The sequence below is a fragment of the Terriglobus albidus genome (genome assembly GCF_025685425.1).
In the GTDB taxonomy this organism is placed as follows: Bacteria; Acidobacteriota; Terriglobia; order Terriglobales; family Acidobacteriaceae; genus Terriglobus; species Terriglobus albidus.
Window position 1 is genome coordinate 1 of sequence record NZ_JAGTAS010000020.1, and the last position, 20,353, is coordinate 20,353.

Genomic DNA, 20,353 nt, shown 5'->3' on the forward strand with positions numbered 1-20,353 from the left:
AGCGTCGGTCGCTGTGACCGCAGGATGAACGGGTGCCGTCCGCCCGCGGGGGAGACGATGCCTCGTCTCCCCCACCACAACAGTCTCTTACAAACTGCCGCTACCTCAGAGATACAAGGATGACACCCCTAGATAACAAAGAAGAAGGGCCGGTTTCTACCGGCCCTTCTTCGATTCGATGCTTGACTTGAGGGAGGCTGACGCTCAGATGTGACAGGCGACCATGCCGCGCTTTTCGAGATATTTCTGGTGATACTCCTCAGCTTTCCAGAAAGTCTGCGCCGGCTCAACGGATGTCACGATGGGGCGTGGGTAGGTTCCCGAGGCGGACAGGTCGGCGATCTTCGCCTGCGCTGCTTGGGCCTGTTGCTCGGAGTGGGTGAAGATGACAGAACGGTACTGGGTTCCCCAGTCCGGTCCCTGACGGTTCAACTGCGTTGGGTCGTGCAAGGAGAAAAAGGCATCGAGCAGGCGATCATAGCTGATGCGGCTTGGGTCAAAGGTGACCTGAACCACTTCGGCATGGCCTGTCCGGTCCGTGCAGACCTCTTTATACGTTGGATGTTCAAGGGCGCCGCCCTCATAGCCGACTGCTGTTTCTAACACACCGGAGAGCTCATCGAAGCGTGTTTGCACGCCCCAGAAGCACCCGGCACCAAATGTTGCTTTTTCAATTGGCACTGCGGTGTTCCTTTCTACAACTACGAACACGAATAAGATGCCAGCCGAGTATGGTTTGTCATCAACAATCTGATGAAAAATCGAAAGATAGTAACCGGTAGTTCCAGTGTTAACAACAGGTTGCGAGTTGTATGCACACGGGTGTACCCTGCCAGTCATCTGGGCTGCGCCGGACGTTGAAGACGTCCCGCTCTAGAACAATCGTCCGAATTTGAAGACGCTTTAGCCCGAAAGTTTGGTCACATCGAAAAGGCAAAAAACAAGCGAATCCGGGCAAATTCGTTTTTATGAATGATTCGGAATTCGAGGTTATGCCCGCCCACCCTAACTTCGTGAGGGTGGGGCACCCGGGCGGGGAAAGTACGTTAGTTGGGCTCCCGGGCAGGGAAATACATTCGTGGGGCGCCAGGGTAGGGAAAGTACCTCATTAAGCCGCTGGTTTTAGCGCGAGCGGCGTCTGGGGCCTGCCGGCTTGAAGCTGGATCTTGCGCCAGGCTTGCGCTTTGGCTTGGCCGGTTCCTTCAGCTTGGCGGCCTCCGGAAGCACTTTCTTGCGTTCCACCTTGCGGCCCTGGCTGGCACGGCCCAGAGCAGTCACCTCGCCTGGTGTCAGCTCCCGAAACTCCCCTGGCTCGACGTCCAGGACCAGGCCGCCGTAGGCGATACGGCGAATCTTTTCGACGTGGTGGCCTATCTCTTCAAACATCTTGCGGAGCTGGCGGTTGCGTCCTTCGGTCAAGGTGACCGAATACCAGGGATTCTCGCCGCCGCGGGTCAGCGTGATCTCTGCCGGCTGCGTCAGCACACGGTTGCGGCGGTCGCCCTCCTGCAGGCGGCCGCGCTCGATCATGATGCCGCCGCGAAGCTGGTTCAGCGCCTGCTCACTGGGCTGGCCGGAGATCTTCACCAGATATGTCTTCGCCACACCGCTGGAGGCCTTGGAGAGCGCATTGGCCAGCTCACCATCGTTGGTAAGGATCAGCAGGCCCTCGGAGAGGTAATCAAGACGACCGACCGGATATAAACGCTCGCGTGGAGCCTTTGGCGATTTGGCCAGAAGCTCCATGATGGTCGGCCGGCCCTCAGGATCGGAGAGCGTGGTGACGTAGCCGCGGGGCTTGTTCAGGACAAAGTACCGGTGGCGCTCCGGACCGTGCAGCAGCTTACCGTCGACTCGGATGTGGTCGCGTTCGGGGTCGGCCTTGGTGCCGAGTTCGGTGACGATTTCGCCGTTCAGGGTGACACGGCCGGTGAGAATCAATTCTTCCGCGGCGCGCCGCGAGGCGAGCCCAGCCTGGGCAATGATCTTCTGGAGACGTACGGGCTCGCTCATATCCTCCCCATTATCGCCTGTCAGAGCACAAAGAAAGGAATAACCAATTCCATCGGGTTACGCGGTCTCGATGCCGGCAGCGCTCGCCTTCTCCTCAGCCTCGACATCCTCAGGTTCCGCGGCAGAAGCCGGAGCTTCTTCAGCTACCGCAGCTTCCTGAGCCTCCTCTATCTCGGCGGATATTGCGCCTTCGGAGGCTTCCTTCGATTCGGCCTCTGAAGACTCGGGGCTCTTCGGGTCCTCGGCTGTTTCTTCCGCGACGGTCTCTTCCATCGCAGCTTCAGATCCAGGGGCTTCCTGGGATTCGGCCGTCTCTGAAATTTCCGAGACTTCGGAGCCTTCCACGGACTCACCGCTGCCATCGGCCTGCGGCTCGGGGGCGGGAGTTTCCGGCGTTTCCTCGCCTGCACCCTGCGGCTCAACGTCGGGGTTCGGCGTGCCTTCCGGGTTGGGATTCGTGTCCATCGGCAGATCCTCCTGCTCGGCGAGTTCGCCGGCCATCTTCTCGAACTCTTCGATGCTGGGAAGCTCGGAGGTGTCTTTCAGGCCAAAGCGGAGCAGGAACTCCTTCGTGGTCTTGTAGAGGATGGGGCGGCCGATCACCTGCTTGCGGCCGGCCGTGGTGATGAGCTTGCGGGTCATCAGGCCGCCGAGCACGCCGGCGGAGTCAACTCCTCTGATTTCAGAGACTTCCGCGGCCGTCACAGGCTGTTTGTAGGCGATCACCGCCAGCGTCTCAAGCGCGGGAAGAGAGAGCTTCAGCGCCGGCTTCAGGCTCTTGGCGAAGTCGCGGATGAGGTCGTGATACTCGGGCCGGGTGGACATACGGAAGCCGGAGGCAACCTCCGTAATGTAGACGCCACGGTCTTCATAGTTCTCCATCAGGGCGGCGATTTCGGCCTTCAGGAAGTCGCGCAGGCGGCGCTCGCGCTGCTGGGCAAGCTTCTTTTCATCGACCAGCAGAGGCTCGCTCTCGGAGGCAGCGGGCTCGGCCGGAGTCACCGATGCGATCTCCGCAGCTACCTCAGCTTTGCCTTCTTCCTGAGCCTGAGGTGCTTCACTCTCCTCTGCCGCTGCCGGGGCAATCGAAACGCTCTCGGCGTCCTGCGGGGCAACAGCTTCGACAGCCTCCGGAAAGGTCTCGATAGCAGCCTCCCCCGCAGCCGGCGCAGCCGCCTCCTCAGCGATGGGGAGCTCGGGCTGCGCTGCGGCGGCGTCCTGCTCCGCCAGCGCCTGTTCGAGGTCGGGACCGAGAAGAGTGATCAACTGGGCGAGCGTAACCGGCTCTTCCGCAGCGTAGATGATGGCTTCGATCTTGGCTTTAAGGCTCATTTCCTGTCCGTGACAGTGTAAATGGCGGGATTGAGTGGATTTCTTGGTCTTTTATTTGTTCACTACCTACATCGAGGCTGAAAGCGGTGGGAGCAGCGGGCTTCAGCCGCTGGACACCAAGAGTGTAGGTTCTCGAATTCGTCGAAATACCCGTTAGAGGCTTTGCTCGAGGGCAGCGATCAGGTCGTCCGCATCTTCGATCCCGAGGGACAGGCGGAGCAGGTCGTCCGGGATCGAGCGGTCGTGTTCGGCGGGGACGCTGGCGTGCGACATTGCCGCCGGAATGCTGATGGTGGAGTTTACCGAGCCGAAGCTGACAGCGATCTTGAGCAGGTCCGTCTGCTCGGCGATGCGCTTTGCCGCGGCGCGCGAGCCGGCGCGGAAGGTCAGCAACGAACCTGGACCATTCGCCTGGCGGCGCTGCAGCTCGTAGCCGGGATGCGACGGCAGTCCCGGATAGTTCACCTCGGCCACACGTGGGTGCGCTGCAAGAAATTCCGCCACCTTGCGCGCATTCGCCTGCTGCGCGTCGATCCGCAGCTTCAATGTCTTGAGCCCTCGCAACACCAGGTAGCAGTCGAACGGACCCAAGGCCGTTCCCTCAGCGTTCTGCAGAAAGTAGATCTCCTGCGCCAGCTTGTCGTCTTTTACGACGATGACACCGCCGGTGACATCCGAGTGTCCGCAGAGAAACTTTGTCGCCGAGTGCAACACGATATCGGCGCCCAGTGTGAGCGGATTCTGCAGATACGGCGACATCACGGAGCTGTCGACGCAGACCAGAGCTCCATGGCGATGGGCCACCTCAGCAACGGCAGCCAGATCCAGAATGCGCAGCAATGGATTGGTGGGCGTCTCGAGATAGACGAGCTTTGTCCTGGGGGTGATGGCACGGTCCAATGCCGCGAGGTCCTGCGCATCGACAAACTTCACGCTCAGGCCGGCCCGGCCAATCACCTTACCGAAGAGGCGTGACGCTCCGCCGTAGAGATCGTAATCAGCGACGACCTCATCGCCGGCGGAGAGCAGATGCGTCACCGTGGCGATAGCGGCCATGCCGCTGGCAAATGCGAAACCGCGCGTTCCCTGCTCGAGCGCCGCTATCTGGTCTTCCAAGACCTTGCGTGTGGGATTACCGGAGCGGGAGTAATCAAACTTCCCGAAGGCATCCGCCTCCTCCTGCGCAAAGGTCGCCGTCTGGTAGATCGGTGTGGCGGAAGGGCGCAGCGGATCGCCGGGAGCAGCGTCAAACTGAACCAGCTTTGTTCCGAACTTCACTCCTTGCTCCCAAAGACGGCGGCGAAGGCCTGCTCGAAGTCAGCGATGAGATCCTTTGGCGCCTCAAGACCGACCGAGAGGCGGATCAGGCGGTCGGAGATGCCCAATGCCTCGCGGGCTTCGCGCGTAAGATCGCAGTGCGATGCCGTGGCCGGATTGGTTGCAAGCGTCTCCACCGAGCCGAGGCTCTCCGCGCAGGTGCAGAGTTTGAGTGCGTTCATGAAACGCAGTGAATCTTCCGTGCTGGCGTCGAGCTCAAAACTCAGCATGCCGCCGAAGTCCTTCTGCTGCGAGGCTGCCAGTGCCTTCTGCGCGAAGGAGTCGAGACCCGGATAGTTCACCCTGGCAACACGCGGATGCGCTTCTAGCCATGCCGCAATCTGCTTGGCGTGATTGCAGTGCACGGCCAAGCGAGCCGGCAGGGTCTTAATGCCCTGTAACGCCAGCCACGAGTCGAAGGGCGTCTGGATAGAACCGATGGTCTTGCGGACGAGGCGCAGGCGCTCCACCAGCTTTTCATCGTTGGTCGCCAGCGATCCGCCAATGGTGGCATTGTGGCCGTCGATGTATTTCGTCGTCGAGAGCATGGAGACATCCGCGCCCAGCGCGAGGCAGTCCTGCAGCAGCGGCGTGAGGAAGGTATTGTCCACGGCGACGAGGATGTTCTCGTGCTTGTGCGCAACCTCGGAGACACCGCGGATATCGGAGATCTTCAGCGTCGGGTTCGCCGGCGACTCCAGAAAGATGAGCCTTGTGTTCGGTTTGATGGCGGCTTCTACTGGCGCGGCGCTGGAGGTATCGACATAGCTGTACTCGATACCGAAGTTGCCCAGCACCTGGTGGAAGAGGCGCATGGTGCCGCCGTAGATCACATCCGAGAGGATGACGTGATCGCCTGCTTTCAGAATCGCCATACACAGGGTGTGAATGGCTGACATGCCAGACCGGAAACAGAGTGCAGTAGCCGTGTTCTCAATCGCGGCGATGGCCTGCTCCAACGCATTCACCGTAGGGTTCGCGCCACGTGAGTAGCCGTATCCCTTGGTGACGCCGACACTCTCATGGATATAAGTCGCCGTCTGGTGAATGGGAAAAAGGATGGAGTTGGACTGCATCTCGTAGGAGCGATTGGAGTGAATAACGAGTGTAGATGGATCGAAGTCTGGGCGTTCTGACACGGTATGCTCCCTATGTTGATTGAAGCACAAGACGCTTGAATGGGGGTGTAGCGCGGGTTGGATGGGGAAAGACGGGGGTTGAAAGGAAGCAGTTGCCGGTTAACAGTTGCCGGTTGCCAGTTGGGACTGGGCGGACATAGCTGTTGGGGCTAACATGCCAGATCTCGGCGTGACTGAGTGATGGGCGGCCAGCTTGTCTGGGCACCCTCGGCACAGACCGCAGCGGCTGAAGCCGCTTTCTCTTTCCGGTTCGGTACTGCATGGCTGAAGCCATGCCCTTAAGCAAAACGGATCGCGGGCAGCGCGATAGCACTCCTTTCGCAAACAAAAGGAGTGGGTGAGAAGCAGGTCATTCGCTTTGCTCGGGATGACAAGTTCGTGGGCACGCCCTCCCACATCTCGGCCTAGCCGAGATATGGGGCACCCAAATTTGTGGCACTCAGATTGTGGCTCAACGGAAAGGCCGGCGGTTCGCCGGCCTTTCCAACTAGCAGCCAGGAACGAGCAACCAGCAACTATTTCGCTGGGCACATAGTTGCTCCTGTGGTCAGCTTCTCGAAGGGAGCTGCAATCTCCGCCACTGAACGCAGATGTCCGTTGGTCATGACGCACTGCACGTTGGTGACGTCGTTGATATTGGTCAGCGGGTTGCCGTCGACGATGATGAGGTCCGCGAGCTTGCCCTTTTCCAGCGTGCCCAGATCCTTGTCCAGCAAGGCAGCCTTGGCGGCGATGCTGGTCACCGTCTCCAGCGCCTGCCAGGGTTGCAGGCCGTACTTCACCTGGCTGCGCAGATTGAGATGCAATGAGGTGGAGGGCAGGTCCAGCGGTGAGTCGGTTCCACCTATGTACAGGCCCTTGCGATCGAGCACGCCCTTCACCGTGGACTCCTCGCGCATGACGCGGTCTTCGCTAGCCGTTGAAGGATTCTTCACCGCAGCGTTGCGCGCATTGACGAGGCGGTTCTTTTCCCAAGGCGGAGCGATGTTGTAACGGCTGTCATCGGCCATCGCAGGCCAGTTGCCGATGATGGACTGGTTCAGCAGCGTAGAGATAGTCCACATGCCGGACTCGGCCTCGAGCTGCTGCACATCCGAGTAGCTGAAGCCCGTCAGAGAACGGGAGTATGCCCAGCCAGTGCGAGCCGTCGCCGAGACGTGGCTCATGCCGTCGTTGCCGATCGCCACCGCAGGCAGCAGATAGTGCGAGGCCGTCTGCACTCCCATGACGTTATGCGCGAACTCATCGCCTTTCTTCATCCAGCTATAGGGCAGGCGCACATAGAGCTTGAGGAAGTCGAAGTCCAGGGCGTGCAGGCGCTGAAACTCGCGCTGCAACTGCGCTTCGCTGGTGGTTGCGATCATCATCGGGTAGTAGACGCGTTCGCCATCGACGGCCTCACCCGTAGCGAAGAGACGCGGGCCAACGGCAGCGCCGGAGACGAAGGCCTCTTTCTCTTCCACAGCGCGATAGGCATTGTCTGCCATGTCACGGAGCGTGGTGATACCGTAGGCCATCCACAGGCGGCCCATGCGATCGCCGTAGTAGATGGAGTTATCGGAGTTCGGGTGCGCATGGTTCTCCCAGAGGCCGGGCAGCACCGTCGAGTTCGGCGCGTCGATCGCCTTCGCGCCAGCAGGCACGGGCTTTGCGCCATGCGGTGTGACGGAGACCACGCGGTTGCCGGTCACCAGCACGTCAACGTCCGTCCGGACGTCCGGACCGCTTCCCTTCCAGAACCTGGCGGCATGAATCACGGTCGAGCCGGTGGGCTGCTCCGGCGTGTACTTCAGATTGACAGCCACAGGTGTAATGGCTTTGGTCTTGCGATCGATCAGCTTCAGCTTGCCGTTGTTCAGATAGAGAAGCTTTGATCCATCGCCGCTATAGGTTGGCGCATCGGTCACCTCGTTGTTCAGCGGCTCAGCTTTACCTGTCGGGACGCCGTTCTCATCCACCGGCATGGTGTAGAGCACGTCGCTCATGACGAAGGCCATCTCCTTGCCGGTAGGCGAGTAGATAGGCCCATCTTCCGTACGCGTCGTCACCGACTCAAACGGAGCCGGCTTATGCCAGGTCTGCTTCTTGGTCGCGATGTCGACCAGCAGGATATCGCTGGTGCCTTCGCGGAAACGCTTGGTATACGGATGAATCGTCGCAATGGCCAGGGTCTTGCCGTTGGTGGTGAAGCTGGCGCGGCCCGGGAAGAAGGTCGCCGGTGCAACGATCGAGTCCTTGCCGGTGGCGATCTCCGTCAGGTGTGTCGCTCCGGTCTGGTCCTGCGAGGTAAACCACTTGCAATCGGGCGAGAGCGCTGGGAAGATCTGCGCCGTGGTCTTCGAGGGAGACGGGTGCTTCTCTTCACCGGTCTTCGGATCGAGCAGGTAGACGTTCTCCACTCCATCTTTGTCTGAGACGTAAGCGATCCATTTCCCATCAGCCGACCACATCGGCCCCTGCTTGTAGAAGCTATCGCCGGTCAGCGCCTTGGGAACCGGATTGCCAATCGTTAGCAGATAGAGCTGATTCAGCGCAACGAACGCAACCTGCTTGCCATCCGGAGAAAGCGCCGGACCGTAGAGACCGAGCGCCTGGCGCGGCAGCTTTGAGTCGAAGCGGTAGTCCTTCGATTTGAAGATGGGACGGATGGACTTGATGTCAGCGGTAAATGGGATCTCCGTCTCTGTCTTTGCGGAGAGGTCGGTTTTCACCAGCTTGCCGTTGGTGGTGTAGAGCAGCGACGTTGGCGAGATCCACGCTGCCTCAAAGGGAAACGCGTCATCGTATTTGCTGGAAACGGGCTTGCCATCAACGATGAGCTTTGAAGGAAAGAGCGTCTGTCCTGAACCGGAGAAGTAGATATACGCCAGCTTGCCGTCAGGCGAGACCGAAGGTGAATCGATGCGGCCGGACTTTACCTCGACCAGGGTCTTCTTTTCGAGGGTCGAAGGATCAACCTGGATCACCTGGCGGCCGGTCGCAACCCGCAGGCCCGGAATTATCTCTTCATCGACGGCGGAGACATAAACGATCTTGCCATCAGGCGTCCATCCAGGTTCGTACTCGTCGTTCGTTCCGCTGGTGATCTGCTTGGGTTCTCCGCCGTCGATGCCGACGGTCCAGATGTCATAGGAGCCTTTGAAGTCGCGATCAGAGGCAAACGCGATCGTCTTGCCGTCAGGAGAGATGCGCGGCTCGCGGTCGTCGCCGTGGCCGGAGGTCACCTGTTTCAGTCCGGTCCCGTCCGCATTCATCTTCCAGACATGGAAGGTGCCGCCGGCGTACGACTGAAAGACAACGGTCTTGCCGTCGGGCGCAAAGCCCGGATAGGCCGCTTCATCCGTAGGCTGCGTAAGCTGCTTCGCTTTGCCGCCCTCGATGCCCAGAGAAAAGAGCATGCCCTGCAGATCGAGGATGACGGTCTTGCCATCGGGCGAGACCGTCGAGGCCATGTTGGTGCCTTCATGGATGGTGATAGTCCGGTTTTTGGGAGCGGAGGCGGGCTTTGCGGTGGCAGGTTTCGCGGGCTGGGAGAATGCCGGTACCGAGAGAAGCAGAGCAGCGGAGGCGAGAGCAGAGAGACGCATGAACCTTGAAAGCTCCTTCAACGGAAGAACGCAGTGCGTCCCCTTGGGAACGCACTGCGTGGATTTATGTGAGGCGGAAACAGTTTAGAAGCTAATGCGGCCGATGAATTGAAGCTGACGCGGAGCGAACTCCAGGTATCCGCTGCCGCCGGCCGCTGTTGGCGTGCCGTAGGCGGCGGAGTTGGCGTTGGTGTTGTAGCTGTAGGGATTGAAATGATTGAAAAGGTTGAAGACCTCGACAGCGACGATCCCCTTAATCTTTTCGCCTATAGGGAAGGTCTCCTGCAGACGGCTGTCGATGCGCTCGTAGGCGCGGCCGCGGAAGGCGTTGCGGGACATCACCCAGTAGCCGTAGCTCGTGTCGTAGTAGAACTTCGACATCGGAGCATAGACAGAGAGGCAGGGCGCGACGGCGCAGGTGCTGCCTGCCTGGATCGGTGTCGTACCGGCAGCGACTGTGCGGTTGTAGGTCGGAGTGCCGCCGTTTGGTGAAGCTGTACCCGTTGCCGTTGCGAAGGCCATGCCCGAACCGAAGCGGAAGAGTGAGGAGAGCGAGAGACCGTACTTCCACTTGTACTCACCGTTCAGGGTGAGCGAGTGGCGCTGATCGTCGGTGCCGTTGGCCCACTCATCCTTGATGCCTGAGGCAAAGGGCTTGTTCGGATAGTAGAACGGACCTTCCGTCGAGTTCTTGGTCCGTGCCCACGTATAGGCAAGAGCTCCGGTGAATCCTGCGGTCGTGGAGTGCTTGAGGCCGACCTGCAGGCCATCGTAGATGGAACCCGCTCCGCCCGGCGTGAAGAACTGCGAGACCGAGGTGAAGGACTGGTTGCAGACCTGGCGGGTGGTGCTGCTATAGCTGGAGATGGTGTCCACAGCCACCGAGCCGTTACCACAGACGCGGGCAGTGGTGGATGCGAGCGTCGTGTTTGGGTTCAGGTTGCGTTGCGCATTGGTTGGATCGACCAGGAAGTTGCCGTTGAGGCGGATCCAATCGTCGTATGCGCGAGTATGGACGAAATCCACGTTGAGGACGTTCTTCCAGGGCAATTCACGCTGCACACCGAAGGAGAGCTGCAGCGCATAAGGCACCTTGGCATCCTTGGCCAGCGGCTGTACTGCCTGCGAGTACGCTGAGGGATTGGCCGCCGGGTTGCCGCCCTTGAACGGATCGGAGAAGTTGATCGGGCTCGCCGCCGTACCGCTGACTGAAGCCTGAATGGTGGAGACACCGTTGAAGATCTGCTGGTCGATGATCTGGTTTGCGGAGATATCGGCAAAGTAGAGACCTGCGCCGCCACGGATGTTGGTCTTGCCGTCGCCCATCGGATCCCAGGCAAAGCCAACGCGCGGCGCGAAGTTGTTATTGTCGTTCCCCTGTGGCACCAGCAGGCCATTGCTGAGCTTCGGTCCACCGGTGAAGGCGCCGAAGTCGTTGTCGTAACGAATACCGAGGTTCACGGTCAGGCGTGGAAGGATCTTCCAATCATCCTGGAACCAGAAACCGTAGATGGAACGAGGCACGTCGACGGTGAAGTTACCGAAGCCCTTGATGAAGGTTGAAGCACCGCCGCAGACCGAGTTGATCGCCGTGTAGTTCCAGCTCGACGCGTCCGCAGCGCCGTTGGGGAACATGGCGTTGTACTGGGCTGCCGTGATGGAGGCGCTGCAGGGGTTGATGCGCCCGCGCACGTTCTGCTGGAAGTAGCCGCCGTGACCGGTGTAGATGTACTCAGCGCCGAACTTGACCGCGTGCTTGCCCTTCAGCCAGAAGAGATCGTCACGGTAGTCCTGGTTATTCTGGGCGAAGATTTGCGGATAGTTATAGGGGCCGCCGACCGTGATGTTGGAGAAGATGATCTCCATCGACTGGGTGTAGGGCAGGTTCTGCCAACCGAAGTGGTGATAGCCGCCGTGGAGATCGTTCACCAGATTGGGCGTGAGATTCGAGTTCCAGTCGGCGACGAAGCCGTAGCTGGTACGGGTTCCCTGATAGGCGCGCGATGGATCGGCGTTGCCGCTTACGCCCAGGTAGTCGCTCTTGTAGGTAAAGCCATCGCCACGCACGAAGATTCGGTTGGTCGCGTTGATCTGGTAATCGCCACGGCCCAGGTACTCGTTCACACGCAGTGTGTTCGGATGCGAGAACGCGGCGTTCGTGACCAGGTTGGTCGTGGTGGCGGTATCAGGCTTGCGCTCGCCTTCATAGGAGCCGAAGAACCAGAGCTTGTCTTTCTTGATCGGGCCGCCCATGCTGCCGCCGAACTGCTGGTCGCTGAAGGGCAGCACCTTCTTGGCCACAGGGTCCGGAGCATTCAGGGAGTCGTTGCGGAAGTAGCCGAATGCGCCGCCATGGTAGGAGTTCGATCCTGACTTCGACTGCGAGTTCACATAGACACCGGCGGAGCGGCCCAGCGTGGCGTCGAAGCGGTTGGTAATGATCTGGAACTGTGAGATCGCATCCTGGGAGAAGCGGGGCTGACCAAAAGCGGCGCCGGCGGTGTCCTGCGAGACCTGCAGACCGTCCATGGTGATCATGAACTTGCCCGACTCCGATGCGGAGCCGACGGGAACATCCGAGGTGACGGCGTTGATCTTGATGCCTGGTACCAGTGTGGCCAGCGACATGTAGTTGCGGCCGTTGATCGGTACACCCTGAACCTCCTGCGGGGTTACGTTTCCAGCTACGACCGACGAGGTCGTATCGATGGCAACCGATTCGGCCTCGACGACGATTGAGGTCGTTGTGGAGGCGACGGGAAGCTGCAGATCGAGGGTCACGAGCTGACCGACGAGCAGCGTGACCGGTTTCTTAACCGGTGTAAAGCCGGAAGCGGAGGCGGTGATCTCGTAGTCGGCCGCGACCAGCGAGGGAATCAGGTAGATGCCCTCCGCGTTCGTGGTGGCGCGAAACGCAGCACCGCCGACGCGAAGGGCCTCGACGGTGACGCCTGGGATCGCAGCGCCTTGCGTATCCGTGACCTTTCCGGTGAAGCCGGTTTGCTGGGCGCGGCCGACCATGGTGACCACGGAGAGTGCAACAAGGAGAAGCAGGGAGCGAAGGAACATCTTCATGCCAAGTGACCTCACAAAAACAAATTCAGAGAGGACCTCCGCCCCGCGATATCGATAACGGGATATCGCGGAAATGGGCCCTTGTATGTGGTTTCTTTGTGTGCCTGTACTGCTGGGTGGCGGTGACTCAGGGAGCTGATCCGCCGAATGCTGCAAAGGGGCGGAAGGAAGACCATCCCCGGAAACAGCACATTTTCGATCGTGTGTGAGAGCAGCGTAAAAGCGGAGCGGCAGGATGTCTAATCGAAAAATTTTCAGACGTGATTGATAAAAGGAGAATTCATCTTTTATTGACAAGCGGGAAATACGAGGCAACACTAAGACTCAACCGCAACCACAAGCACGACAACCAAAGCAGAAATCTGGACTGGGAGAAGAGGGTTTTGGACTTTCGTATCCGGCAGTTGCAGTGTTTTCTCACCCTGGCCGAAGTGTTGAACTACGGTAAAACCGCACGTTCGCTCTACATCAGCCAGCCGACGCTGACCTTCCAGATCAAGGGTCTGGAGCACGCACTCGGCGTGAAGTTGTTCGAGCGGACACGGCAGCACGTGCGTCTGACCGAGGCCGGTGCGGCTTTCCGTGAATACGCCAAATCTATTCTGGACACGGTTGACTCTGCCCGTGACTGTCTGCAATCGCTGGACTCTCGTCTGCGACTGACCATCGCCTGCGGCCCGGTTGGGCAGTTTGTCCTGTTGCCGAATGTGATCCGCATGCTCGCGGACGAATATCCGACCTTTGAGCTGGAAGTCGTCGAGATGACGACTGAGCAGCAGATGGCGGCGCTACCGGAAGGCAAGGTCGACGCTCTGCTGATGATGCCTGCGCTGCCGATCGAGGGCATCCATTTCGATCCCCTGCGGCAGGAGAAGATGATGGCCGTGGTCAGCGCTGAGAGTCAGTTGGCACGGCAGAGCGCGATCAGCGTGCAGGTCTTCCGCTCGACACCGATCATTGCCTCGCGATTAAAGGATTGCCGCTTCCATCAGCCTGCGCTGCATAGCATGCTGGCGCCCTTCGGCATTACACCGAAGTTCACAGAGAGCCCGCAGTCCTGCTCGGTGCAGTTCGCGTATGCATCCGCAGGCGAAGGAATTGCCATCACGACCGAAGGTATCCGTACCTGCGTGGTGCCTGGAGTGACGATGCTTCCGATGGAAGAAGAACTTCCTCCGGTGACACTCGGACTAGCGTTTCTGGAGAGCAATCTGTCGCCGGCGATGAAGATCTTCCGTAAGGTAGTGCTGGTGGCCAGCCGCAGACTGGCCGCCACGGCGCGCACGTCACGCCTGGCTCCGGTGGTGGTGAAGGAGTTCGCTTCGCGGCGCGAGATGGCTGTTTAGGGGTAAGTCGACGTATTCAGTTTGAGGCTTGTTTGAACCTGAGATAACCCTAGCCCAGCCTAGCGTTGCGAGCGTTCACCCCAACGAACAAGTTCGTTGGGGACCCCGAGGGTGGGGCACCCCGGTAGAGAAAAAGGCAAGCATCGTCGCAAAAGAATTGGCAGGGATGTAATCGCGTTTTGCGGTGTGTCGTCTCTCACCTGCGGGGGGATTTTCGGGGATCTCTGAAGACCTCCTGAGTGGGTGGTGTGTGGCCGTTCGTGGGGGACGAGCGGCCCCCCGCCATACAGCGTTACGGCAGCTTCCCTGTCGCTTCCCTATCCATCCAACAACCTCATTGTGGTTGTCCCATCGCGGCAAATTCCTGCCAGTCATTAATAGCGATTCGACCTACCCGGGAACGTATACCGTGACGGTGAGGGCCATCGATGGCGGCGCCTTGACGAGGCCGGCCTCCTACACCATGACCGTAACCGCTAAGTGGCTGTCAATACGAGCTTTGTGAGCAGACGGGGTGGCCTGGCGTGCCGGTTGCCCCGTCCTTTTTTGCTAGAATAAAGACGTGATGCGCCGCGTCCTTACCGACCGCTGTTGTTGTCTCCTCTAGCGCCCTCTTCCTTCGCGCTCGCGCATCGTTCTCTTGTCCCACATCATCTTTTCTGGAAGTACCGGAGTCTATGAGTACCCTTCTTCCCACTGACGCTACATCGTCCGTCGCCGAGCTTCTGACGCCGCGCAAGATGGACCACCTGCGCGCGTTGGAGGCCGAAAGCATCTTCATCCTGCGTGAGGCCGTCGCCGAGTTCGCACGGCCGGTCATGCTGTATTCCATCGGCAAAGACTCGAGCGTCATGCTGCGGCTGGCGCAAAAGGCCTTTTACCCCGGCAAGATTCCCTTCCCTCTGCTGCACATCGATACGAGTTACAAGTTCCCGGAGATGATCTCCTTCCGCGATAACTACGCGAAGGAGATCGGCGCCGACCTGATCGTGCACCGCAATGAGAAGGCCATTGCCGACGGAGCGAATCCGCACGACCTGGGAACACAGAACTGCTGCGGCCTGCTGAAGACACGTGCTCTGCTGGACGGCCTGGAGGCGGGCGGCTTCGATGCAGCCTTCGGTGGAGCGCGCCGCGATGAAGAGAAGAGCCGCGCCAAGGAACGGGTTTACAGCTTCCGCGATGGCAACGGACAGTGGGATCCGAAGAACCAGCGGCCTGAGCTCTGGCAGATCTACAACTCACGTCTGAGAAAAGGCGAGAGCATTCGCGTCTTCCCGCTCTCGAACTGGACCGAGCTCGACATCTGGCTCTATCTCTACACCGAGCAGATTCCCATCGTGCCGCTCTACTTCGCGCGCGAGCGTGAAGCCGTCATTCGCGCCGGACAGATCACACTCACCTATCCGGAGACGCGCCTGCTGCCTGGAGAAAAGATTGAGACAGTCATGTGCCGCATGCGCTCGCTGGGCTGCATGCCCTGCACCGGAGCAATCCGCAGCGAAGCGGACACCCTTGAAAAGATCATCGCGGAGCTGATCAGCTTCCGCCGCTCGGAGCGCGAGAACCGCGCCATCGATCACGACGAAGAGGGTTCCATGGAGACCAAGAAGCGGGAGGGCTACTTCTAATGGCCACCGCATCCGCAGTTACTGACTTCCGCGCATTTCTGGACTCGCATCTCGACCGCGAGCTGCTGCGCTTTACCACGGCAGGTTCCGTTGATGACGGCAAGAGCACACTCATCGGCCGTCTGCTGCACGATACCAAGAGCGTCTACGAAGACCAGCTCGCCTCTGTCGCCAAGAGCCGCGTTAACCGCGCCGGCAGTGGACGCGTCGATCTTTCGCTGCTGACCGACGGCCTGCGCGCGGAACGTGAACAGGGCATCACCATCGATGTGGCCTACCGCTACTTCGCCACCGCGAAACGCAAGTTCATCATTGCGGACACGCCCGGCCACGAGCAGTACACGCGCAACATGGCTACGGGGGCATCGACGGCTGACGTTGCGATTGTGCTCGTGGATGGAAGCAAGGGAATTCTTCCGCAGTCTCGCCGCCACAGTTTTATCGCGTCACTGCTAGGCATTCCGCACGTCGTCGCCGCAGTGAACAAGATGGATCTTGTGGGCTATGACGAGGCGAAGTTCCGCGCCATCGAAGCCGACTTCCGCACACTGGCAAAACGGCTGGGTCTGCGCAGCGTGCAGATCATCCCCGTCTCGGCTCTGGAGGGCGACAATGTCGTCACCGCGTCGGCCAACATGCCGTGGTACACCGGACCGACGCTGCTCGATTATCTGGAGACTGTGCCGCTGCGCGAGCATGTCGCCGACCAGCCGCTTCGTTTCCCGGTACAGCTCGTCGTTCGCCCTGACCGCACCTTCCGCGGCTTTGCAGGACAGGTGGCCAGCGGTATTGTCCGCGCCGGCCAGCACGTCGTTGCGCTGCCCAGCGGCCGCCGCACCCAGGTGAAGCGCATCGTGACCTGGGATGGCGACCTGAAGGCCGCCGGCCCGGGTGAGAGTGTCACGCTGGAGCTGGCGGACGAGATCGATCTCAGCCGCGGCGAGATGCTGATCTCGCCCGACGCGCACTCCAACTCCGTTCCGACGGTGAGCACTGCCTTCGGGGCGAAGGTAGTGTGGATGCACGAGGAGCCGCTCGAGGTGGGCAAGACCTACCTTCTGAAGCAGACCTCGCGCGTCGTCCGTGCCGAGGTGAAACGCATTTCCTATCGTGTCGATGTCAACTCGCTGGAGCATCTGGACGCCACTGAGTTGAAGATGAACGACATCGCGGAAGTAGAGTTTGAGACCAATCTGCCCCTCTTCTTCGATGCCTATCGCGAGAACCGCGTAACAGGTGCGGCGATCCTGATCGATCCGCTCTCAAACGCGACCGTCGGCGCGCTGATGATCGACCGTGCCGTAAGCACGGCAACGCGCAGCGATCTGCCTGCGCTGCTCGCCGCCGCTCACATCGATCTGGCCGAGCGCCTGCGGGAGATGCTGGCCGCTGCCGGGCATCGTGCGGTGGTGCTGCATGGCTTCTCTCCGGAGGAAGTTCCGGTCGCCGTGCGTGCCCTGCAGCTTGCGGGTGTATTGGCAATCGTCGCCGGAGCAGTCGAAGGCGCCACTGTCCTCAATGCCTCGGACGATGCCGGACTGATTGCCGCCCTGGCGGAGATGGGAGTAACCGTATGAGCGTCGCCCTTCCGGTGGACTACGAATCGTTGAACGCAGAGCAGTTGGCGGAACAGGTCTTCGCTGAGTTTGACGGCGTGCCTGCCTGCTTTACCTGCAGCTTCCAGATCGAGGATATGGTCGTGCTGGATATCCTGCGGAAGATTCAGCCGGAGATCGCGGTCATCTTCCTGGAGACCGGCTATCACTTCTCGGAGACCTATGCCTACCGCGACCAGATGGTGGCGGCCTGGAATCTGAACCTCATCAACGCGCTGCCGGACGAGACTCGCGCAGAGCACGAGGCAAAACGCGGCCTGCTACACATCGTGAATCCGACCGAGTGCTGCAATCTGCGCAAGGTGGGACCTTTGATGAAGTCTCTGGAGCCTTACGGTGTGTGGTTCACCGGCCTGCGCCGCGAGCAGTCGCCGACGCGCGCCAACCTCAAGAAGGTTGAGGATCACCGTACTCCCAATGGCCACCAGTTGAAGAAGATCTCGCTGCTGGCGGACTGGAACTGGGAGCAGGTCACCGCGTACGCCAAGGCCCACGAGATCCCTGAGCTGCCGTTGTACGCCAAGGGATATACCTCCATCGGATGCGAGCCGTGCACCGCAATCTCGAGTGACCCCAACAACGCCCGTGCGGGGCGCTGGGGTGGAAAGAAGCTGGAGTGCGGCATTCACACCTTCAGCGAGAAACAATAGCGCAGGCGCTACACGTTCTCGCACGACTGCGCTAGCATCTCACTACACATGAAAGAGCGCCGAGACATTGTCGCGCTTTCCGGCCAGGCGGGCGGTGGAGTTCTGGTCACGCTGGTGCGCGTGCATGGGTCCAGCTATCGCCGCCCCGGAGCCCGTCTGCTGATTCTGCCGGACGGACGCACCGCGGGCACCATCAGCGGTGGCTGCCTGGAGGCGGAGATCCTGCGCAAAGCGCTCTGGAAGGTGCGTGATGGCGCCGTGATCGAACGCTTCTCCACTGCCTTCGACGACACCGCCGAGATTCCCTATGGCCTGGGTTGTGGCGGCATCGTGGACCTGCTGCTGGAGCCTGTGGACTCCGAGGCCTGTAAGGCTCTTCTAGGCGCAATGGCAGCAGCGCTGCACGGATATCCCTGCGAGGTCGTGACCTGGCTCCCACGTCCCGGCGGCGCCGGACTGAAGCGGTTGATCCGCTCAGCGCGTGGTGAAGAGCTCTTTGCGGACACCAACTTTTCCGGCTGCGACGAAGCTGATCCCGAACACTGTTTTGAAGAGACCCTCGCCGCACCGCAGCGGCTGGTCGTACTGGGAGCCGGGGAAGACGCCCGTCCTGTGGTGCGCATGGCCAACGAACTCGGTTGGAGCGTGATGGTCGCCGATGGCCGGCCTCAGCTCGCGAAACGGGAACGCTTCCCCGGCGCGGAGGCTGTCGAAGTCGCCGAGACACTCGCTGACGTGAAGGTGAGTCGCAACGATGCGGTGATCCTGATGACGCACAGCTACGAGCAGGATCGCCACTGGTTGACGGAACTTCTGCCGCTGGCGCCGAAGTATCTCGGTCTGCTGGGTGCGAGGCATCGTTCAAGCCTGTTGATCGAAGAGGCGGCGCAACGCGCAGGGCTCACTCTGCAGCAGGCCTGTGACCGTGTGCATGCACCGATCGGTCTCGACCTTGGCGGCGATGGTCCGGAAGCAGTCGCGCTCGCCATTCTTGCTGAAGTGCAGGCGGTGTTGCATGAACGTCCCGCCGGCTTACGCCAGCTCACCGCCGAGAAGGTGAGGACCATCATCGACGAAGGTCCGGCGGTCCGCTATGAAGATGTGGTGTGCGCTCTGGATGTGCAGCCATGAAAACCGCGGCTTTGATTCTGGCGGCAGGGGCATCGACACGTCTGGGTCAGCCGAAGCAGCTGGTGCGCCTCGGTGAGGAGACACTGCTCCAACGATCGATCCGCGTCGCCAACGAGGCAGGATGCGAGCCCATCGTTGTCGTCCTGGGAGCCAATAAGGAAGAGATTGAAGCCGTGGTTTCGCTTGGCTCCATCCATGTGGTGCATAACCAGGAGTGGCAGGAAGGCATGGCCTCCTCCATCCGCGCGGGCCTGCGCGACCTTGCTATTGGAATGGCGGAAGGTGTGCTGGTGATGGCCTGTGACCAACCCGGCGTCACGGTAGAACATCTGCGAGCACTGCTCGGCGTGAATGGTCTTGCCTCCAGTGGATACGCGGGACGGCGTGGCGTTCCGGCAGTATTTCCACGTGATTTGTTCTCAGAGCTGATGCATCTGCAGGGAGATGCGGGAGCCAGAGATATTCTGCAGCGCGAGACAGTGACGGTGATTGAGCTTCCAGGTGGCGAGGTGGATATCGATACGCCTGCGGATTTGGAGAAGCTTAACTAGTTTTCTTCTGTTCGTGTCACCTAAGGTGCCCCACCCGGACGGGGATGCTCTATCGCTCCGATGATCTGCCGAATAAACGATGATCCCAATGCACGGGCTCCGGTACTGAAGCAGTAATTCGCGGAAAATCCGGATGGAGAGGATTGATCAGGATGTTGCTCTCTCGGCCTTCCGTCACGACACTCGGCACCCGAAGTACTGCGGTCCGCATTGCGTTGAGCCAGCGATCGCCGGCCGCTCGAGCTTCGGTCAGATCTTCTGCGTCCCAGTACTGTAATTGCGAGGGCAAAATCGTCTGGACACGGAGGGAATCTGGAATCGTAATACGAACTACTCGGTGGTGCTTTGGTGGAATCGAGAGATTCGCATGCACAAGCACCTCGAGCATCGCGCCCGCGTAGCTCTCGGCGGCGTAGATCACGCGCTGTCCTACAGAATTCCAACGGCCGCCATGCAACATAGCACCCGTTCCGTCGTAGATCGGGTGTCTGGAGTCAGCGATTCGATAGGCAAACATCGCTAAACAGGAAGACCGTAAAAAAGCTTATCGAGCAAATCCTCCACACGCCGGGCTCCGAGTTCAGTACGTGCCACTTCAAGTGGAGTCATATCACCGAGCTCCCGGTGAGGTTTATTCATCCACTCGCGAGCCTGTTCACGATCGTCCCACACATACTCTGCCTGTGCCAGGACACGTGCGAGACGCTCAGTGCGCTCGCTTTCATCCACGGAGAGGCGTCGTACACGTCGCTTCCAGGTTGCCGCCGGAACCACCTTGAATTTGTAGGCACTGGCAACGCGCGGATCTTCATAAAGCCGCGCTGAGAGCCTCTCCAAGGACCGCTTTGGGAGCCCTGCCGAAACAGCAGACTCCAGCTCACGGACCGTTCGGATGGACGCGCTGAGACCGAGAATCTCAGCGATCGATTGCGGCTCAACCATACCGGGCACCTCAGGCTCAGTAT

At 60.2% G+C, this 20,353-nt stretch carries 15 protein-coding genes; 6 read left to right on the forward strand and 9 right to left on the reverse strand.

Going from position 1 to position 20,353, the window contains the following annotated elements; translation table 11 throughout:
- Positions 1-204: 204 nt before the first annotated feature.
- From msrA to OHL21_RS01020, 7 genes are all read right to left on the reverse strand, one after another.
- A complete protein-coding gene (gene msrA, locus OHL21_RS00990) occupies positions 205-681 on the reverse strand; it encodes a peptide-methionine (S)-S-oxide reductase MsrA (protein WP_263415380.1) in 477 nt (158 codons plus the stop codon).
- A gap of 441 nt (positions 682-1,122) precedes the next feature.
- Complete coding sequence (locus OHL21_RS00995; protein WP_263415381.1) at positions 1,123-2,013, reverse strand: pseudouridine synthase; 891 nt, start codon at positions 2,011-2,013, stop codon at positions 1,123-1,125.
- 57 nt (positions 2,014-2,070) lie between these two features.
- Complete coding sequence (scpB, locus tag OHL21_RS01000; RefSeq protein ID WP_263415382.1) at positions 2,071-3,345, reverse strand: SMC-Scp complex subunit ScpB; 1,275 nt, start codon at positions 3,343-3,345, stop codon at positions 2,071-2,073.
- Positions 3,346-3,498: 153 nt separating this feature from the next.
- Positions 3,499-4,623, reverse strand: a complete 1,125-nt coding sequence (locus tag OHL21_RS01005; protein WP_263415383.1) for a trans-sulfuration enzyme family protein — start codon at positions 4,621-4,623, stop codon at positions 3,499-3,501.
- On the reverse strand, positions 4,620-5,801 hold the full coding sequence (locus OHL21_RS01010) for a trans-sulfuration enzyme family protein (protein ID WP_263415384.1): 1,182 nt from the start codon (positions 5,799-5,801) through the stop codon (positions 4,620-4,622). The genes OHL21_RS01005 and OHL21_RS01010 overlap by 4 nt, the downstream gene beginning before the upstream one ends.
- Before the next feature lie 515 nt (positions 5,802-6,316).
- The gene (locus tag OHL21_RS01015) at positions 6,317-9,388 is read right to left on the reverse strand and encodes an amidohydrolase family protein (protein ID WP_263415385.1); all 3,072 of its coding nucleotides are present in this window, start codon (positions 9,386-9,388) and stop codon (positions 6,317-6,319) included.
- A gap of 84 nt (positions 9,389-9,472) precedes the next feature.
- A complete protein-coding gene (locus OHL21_RS01020; RefSeq protein WP_263415386.1) occupies positions 9,473-12,463 on the reverse strand; it encodes a TonB-dependent receptor in 2,991 nt (996 codons plus the stop codon).
- 383 nt (positions 12,464-12,846) lie between these two features.
- Between OHL21_RS01020 and OHL21_RS01025 the strand changes: the two genes are divergently transcribed.
- The 6 genes from OHL21_RS01025 to OHL21_RS01050 all read left to right on the forward strand — a co-directional run bounded on the left by OHL21_RS01025 (position 12,847) and on the right by OHL21_RS01050 (position 19,388).
- Positions 12,847-13,809 (forward strand): LysR family transcriptional regulator, encoded by a 963-nt coding sequence (locus tag OHL21_RS01025; protein WP_263415387.1) that lies wholly within the window; start codon positions 12,847-12,849, stop codon positions 13,807-13,809.
- A gap of 677 nt (positions 13,810-14,486) precedes the next feature.
- Positions 14,487-15,440 carry a sulfate adenylyltransferase subunit CysD gene (cysD, locus tag OHL21_RS01030; RefSeq protein ID WP_263415388.1) on the forward strand — a complete coding sequence of 318 codons (954 nt, stop codon included), beginning with the start codon at positions 14,487-14,489 and terminating at the stop codon, positions 15,438-15,440.
- The gene (gene cysN / locus OHL21_RS01035) at positions 15,440-17,017 is read left to right on the forward strand and encodes a sulfate adenylyltransferase subunit CysN (protein WP_263415389.1); all 1,578 of its coding nucleotides are present in this window, start codon (positions 15,440-15,442) and stop codon (positions 17,015-17,017) included. Before cysD ends, cysN begins: the two co-directional genes overlap by 1 nt.
- The gene (locus OHL21_RS01040) at positions 17,014-17,706 is read left to right on the forward strand and encodes a phosphoadenylyl-sulfate reductase (protein WP_263415390.1); all 693 of its coding nucleotides are present in this window, start codon (positions 17,014-17,016) and stop codon (positions 17,704-17,706) included. Before cysN ends, OHL21_RS01040 begins: the two co-directional genes overlap by 4 nt.
- A gap of 48 nt (positions 17,707-17,754) precedes the next feature.
- Positions 17,755-18,837: an XdhC family protein gene (locus OHL21_RS01045; RefSeq protein WP_263415391.1), complete on the forward strand. Its 1,083-nt coding sequence runs from the start codon at positions 17,755-17,757 to the stop codon at positions 18,835-18,837.
- Positions 18,834-19,388, forward strand: coding sequence for a nucleotidyltransferase family protein (locus OHL21_RS01050; RefSeq protein ID WP_263415392.1), 555 nt, complete (start codon positions 18,834-18,836; stop codon positions 19,386-19,388). Before OHL21_RS01045 ends, OHL21_RS01050 begins: the two co-directional genes overlap by 4 nt.
- Before the next feature lie 49 nt (positions 19,389-19,437).
- Here the strand turns inward: OHL21_RS01050 and OHL21_RS01055 are convergent, their stop codons facing one another.
- Both OHL21_RS01055 and OHL21_RS01060 read right to left on the reverse strand, forming a co-directional pair.
- A complete protein-coding gene (locus OHL21_RS01055; protein WP_263415393.1) occupies positions 19,438-19,905 on the reverse strand; it encodes an RES family NAD+ phosphorylase in 468 nt (155 codons plus the stop codon).
- A 2-nt stretch (positions 19,906-19,907) separates the two neighbouring features.
- A complete protein-coding gene (locus tag OHL21_RS01060) occupies positions 19,908-20,330 on the reverse strand; it encodes an antitoxin Xre/MbcA/ParS toxin-binding domain-containing protein (RefSeq protein WP_263415394.1) in 423 nt (140 codons plus the stop codon).
- Positions 20,331-20,353 lie beyond the last annotated feature (23 nt).

What these genes read in the sequence shown, in the direction of transcription:
- OHL21_RS01050 (WP_263415392.1), top strand. Translation starts at nt 18,834, where the DNA reads ATGAAAACCGCGGCTTTGATTCTGGCGGCAGGGGCATCGACACGTCTG.
- OHL21_RS01060 (WP_263415394.1), bottom strand. Translation starts at nt 20,330, where the DNA reads ATGGTTGAGCCGCAATCGATCGCTGAGATTCTCGGTCTCAGCGCGTCC.
- OHL21_RS01020 (WP_263415386.1), bottom strand. Translation starts at nt 12,463, where the DNA reads ATGAAGATGTTCCTTCGCTCCCTGCTTCTCCTTGTTGCACTCTCCGTG.
- OHL21_RS01055 (WP_263415393.1), bottom strand. Translation starts at nt 19,905, where the DNA reads ATGTTTGCCTATCGAATCGCTGACTCCAGACACCCGATCTACGACGGA.
- OHL21_RS00995 (WP_263415381.1), bottom strand. Translation starts at nt 2,013, where the DNA reads ATGAGCGAGCCCGTACGTCTCCAGAAGATCATTGCCCAGGCTGGGCTC.
- OHL21_RS01015 (WP_263415385.1), bottom strand. Translation starts at nt 9,388, where the DNA reads ATGCGTCTCTCTGCTCTCGCCTCCGCTGCTCTGCTTCTCTCGGTACCG.
- cysN (WP_263415389.1), top strand. Translation starts at nt 15,440, where the DNA reads ATGGCCACCGCATCCGCAGTTACTGACTTCCGCGCATTTCTGGACTCG.
- OHL21_RS01045 (WP_263415391.1), top strand. Translation starts at nt 17,755, where the DNA reads ATGAAAGAGCGCCGAGACATTGTCGCGCTTTCCGGCCAGGCGGGCGGT.
- scpB (WP_263415382.1), bottom strand. Translation starts at nt 3,345, where the DNA reads ATGAGCCTTAAAGCCAAGATCGAAGCCATCATCTACGCTGCGGAAGAG.
- OHL21_RS01040 (WP_263415390.1), top strand. Translation starts at nt 17,014, where the DNA reads ATGAGCGTCGCCCTTCCGGTGGACTACGAATCGTTGAACGCAGAGCAG.
- cysD (WP_263415388.1), top strand. Translation starts at nt 14,487, where the DNA reads ATGAGTACCCTTCTTCCCACTGACGCTACATCGTCCGTCGCCGAGCTT.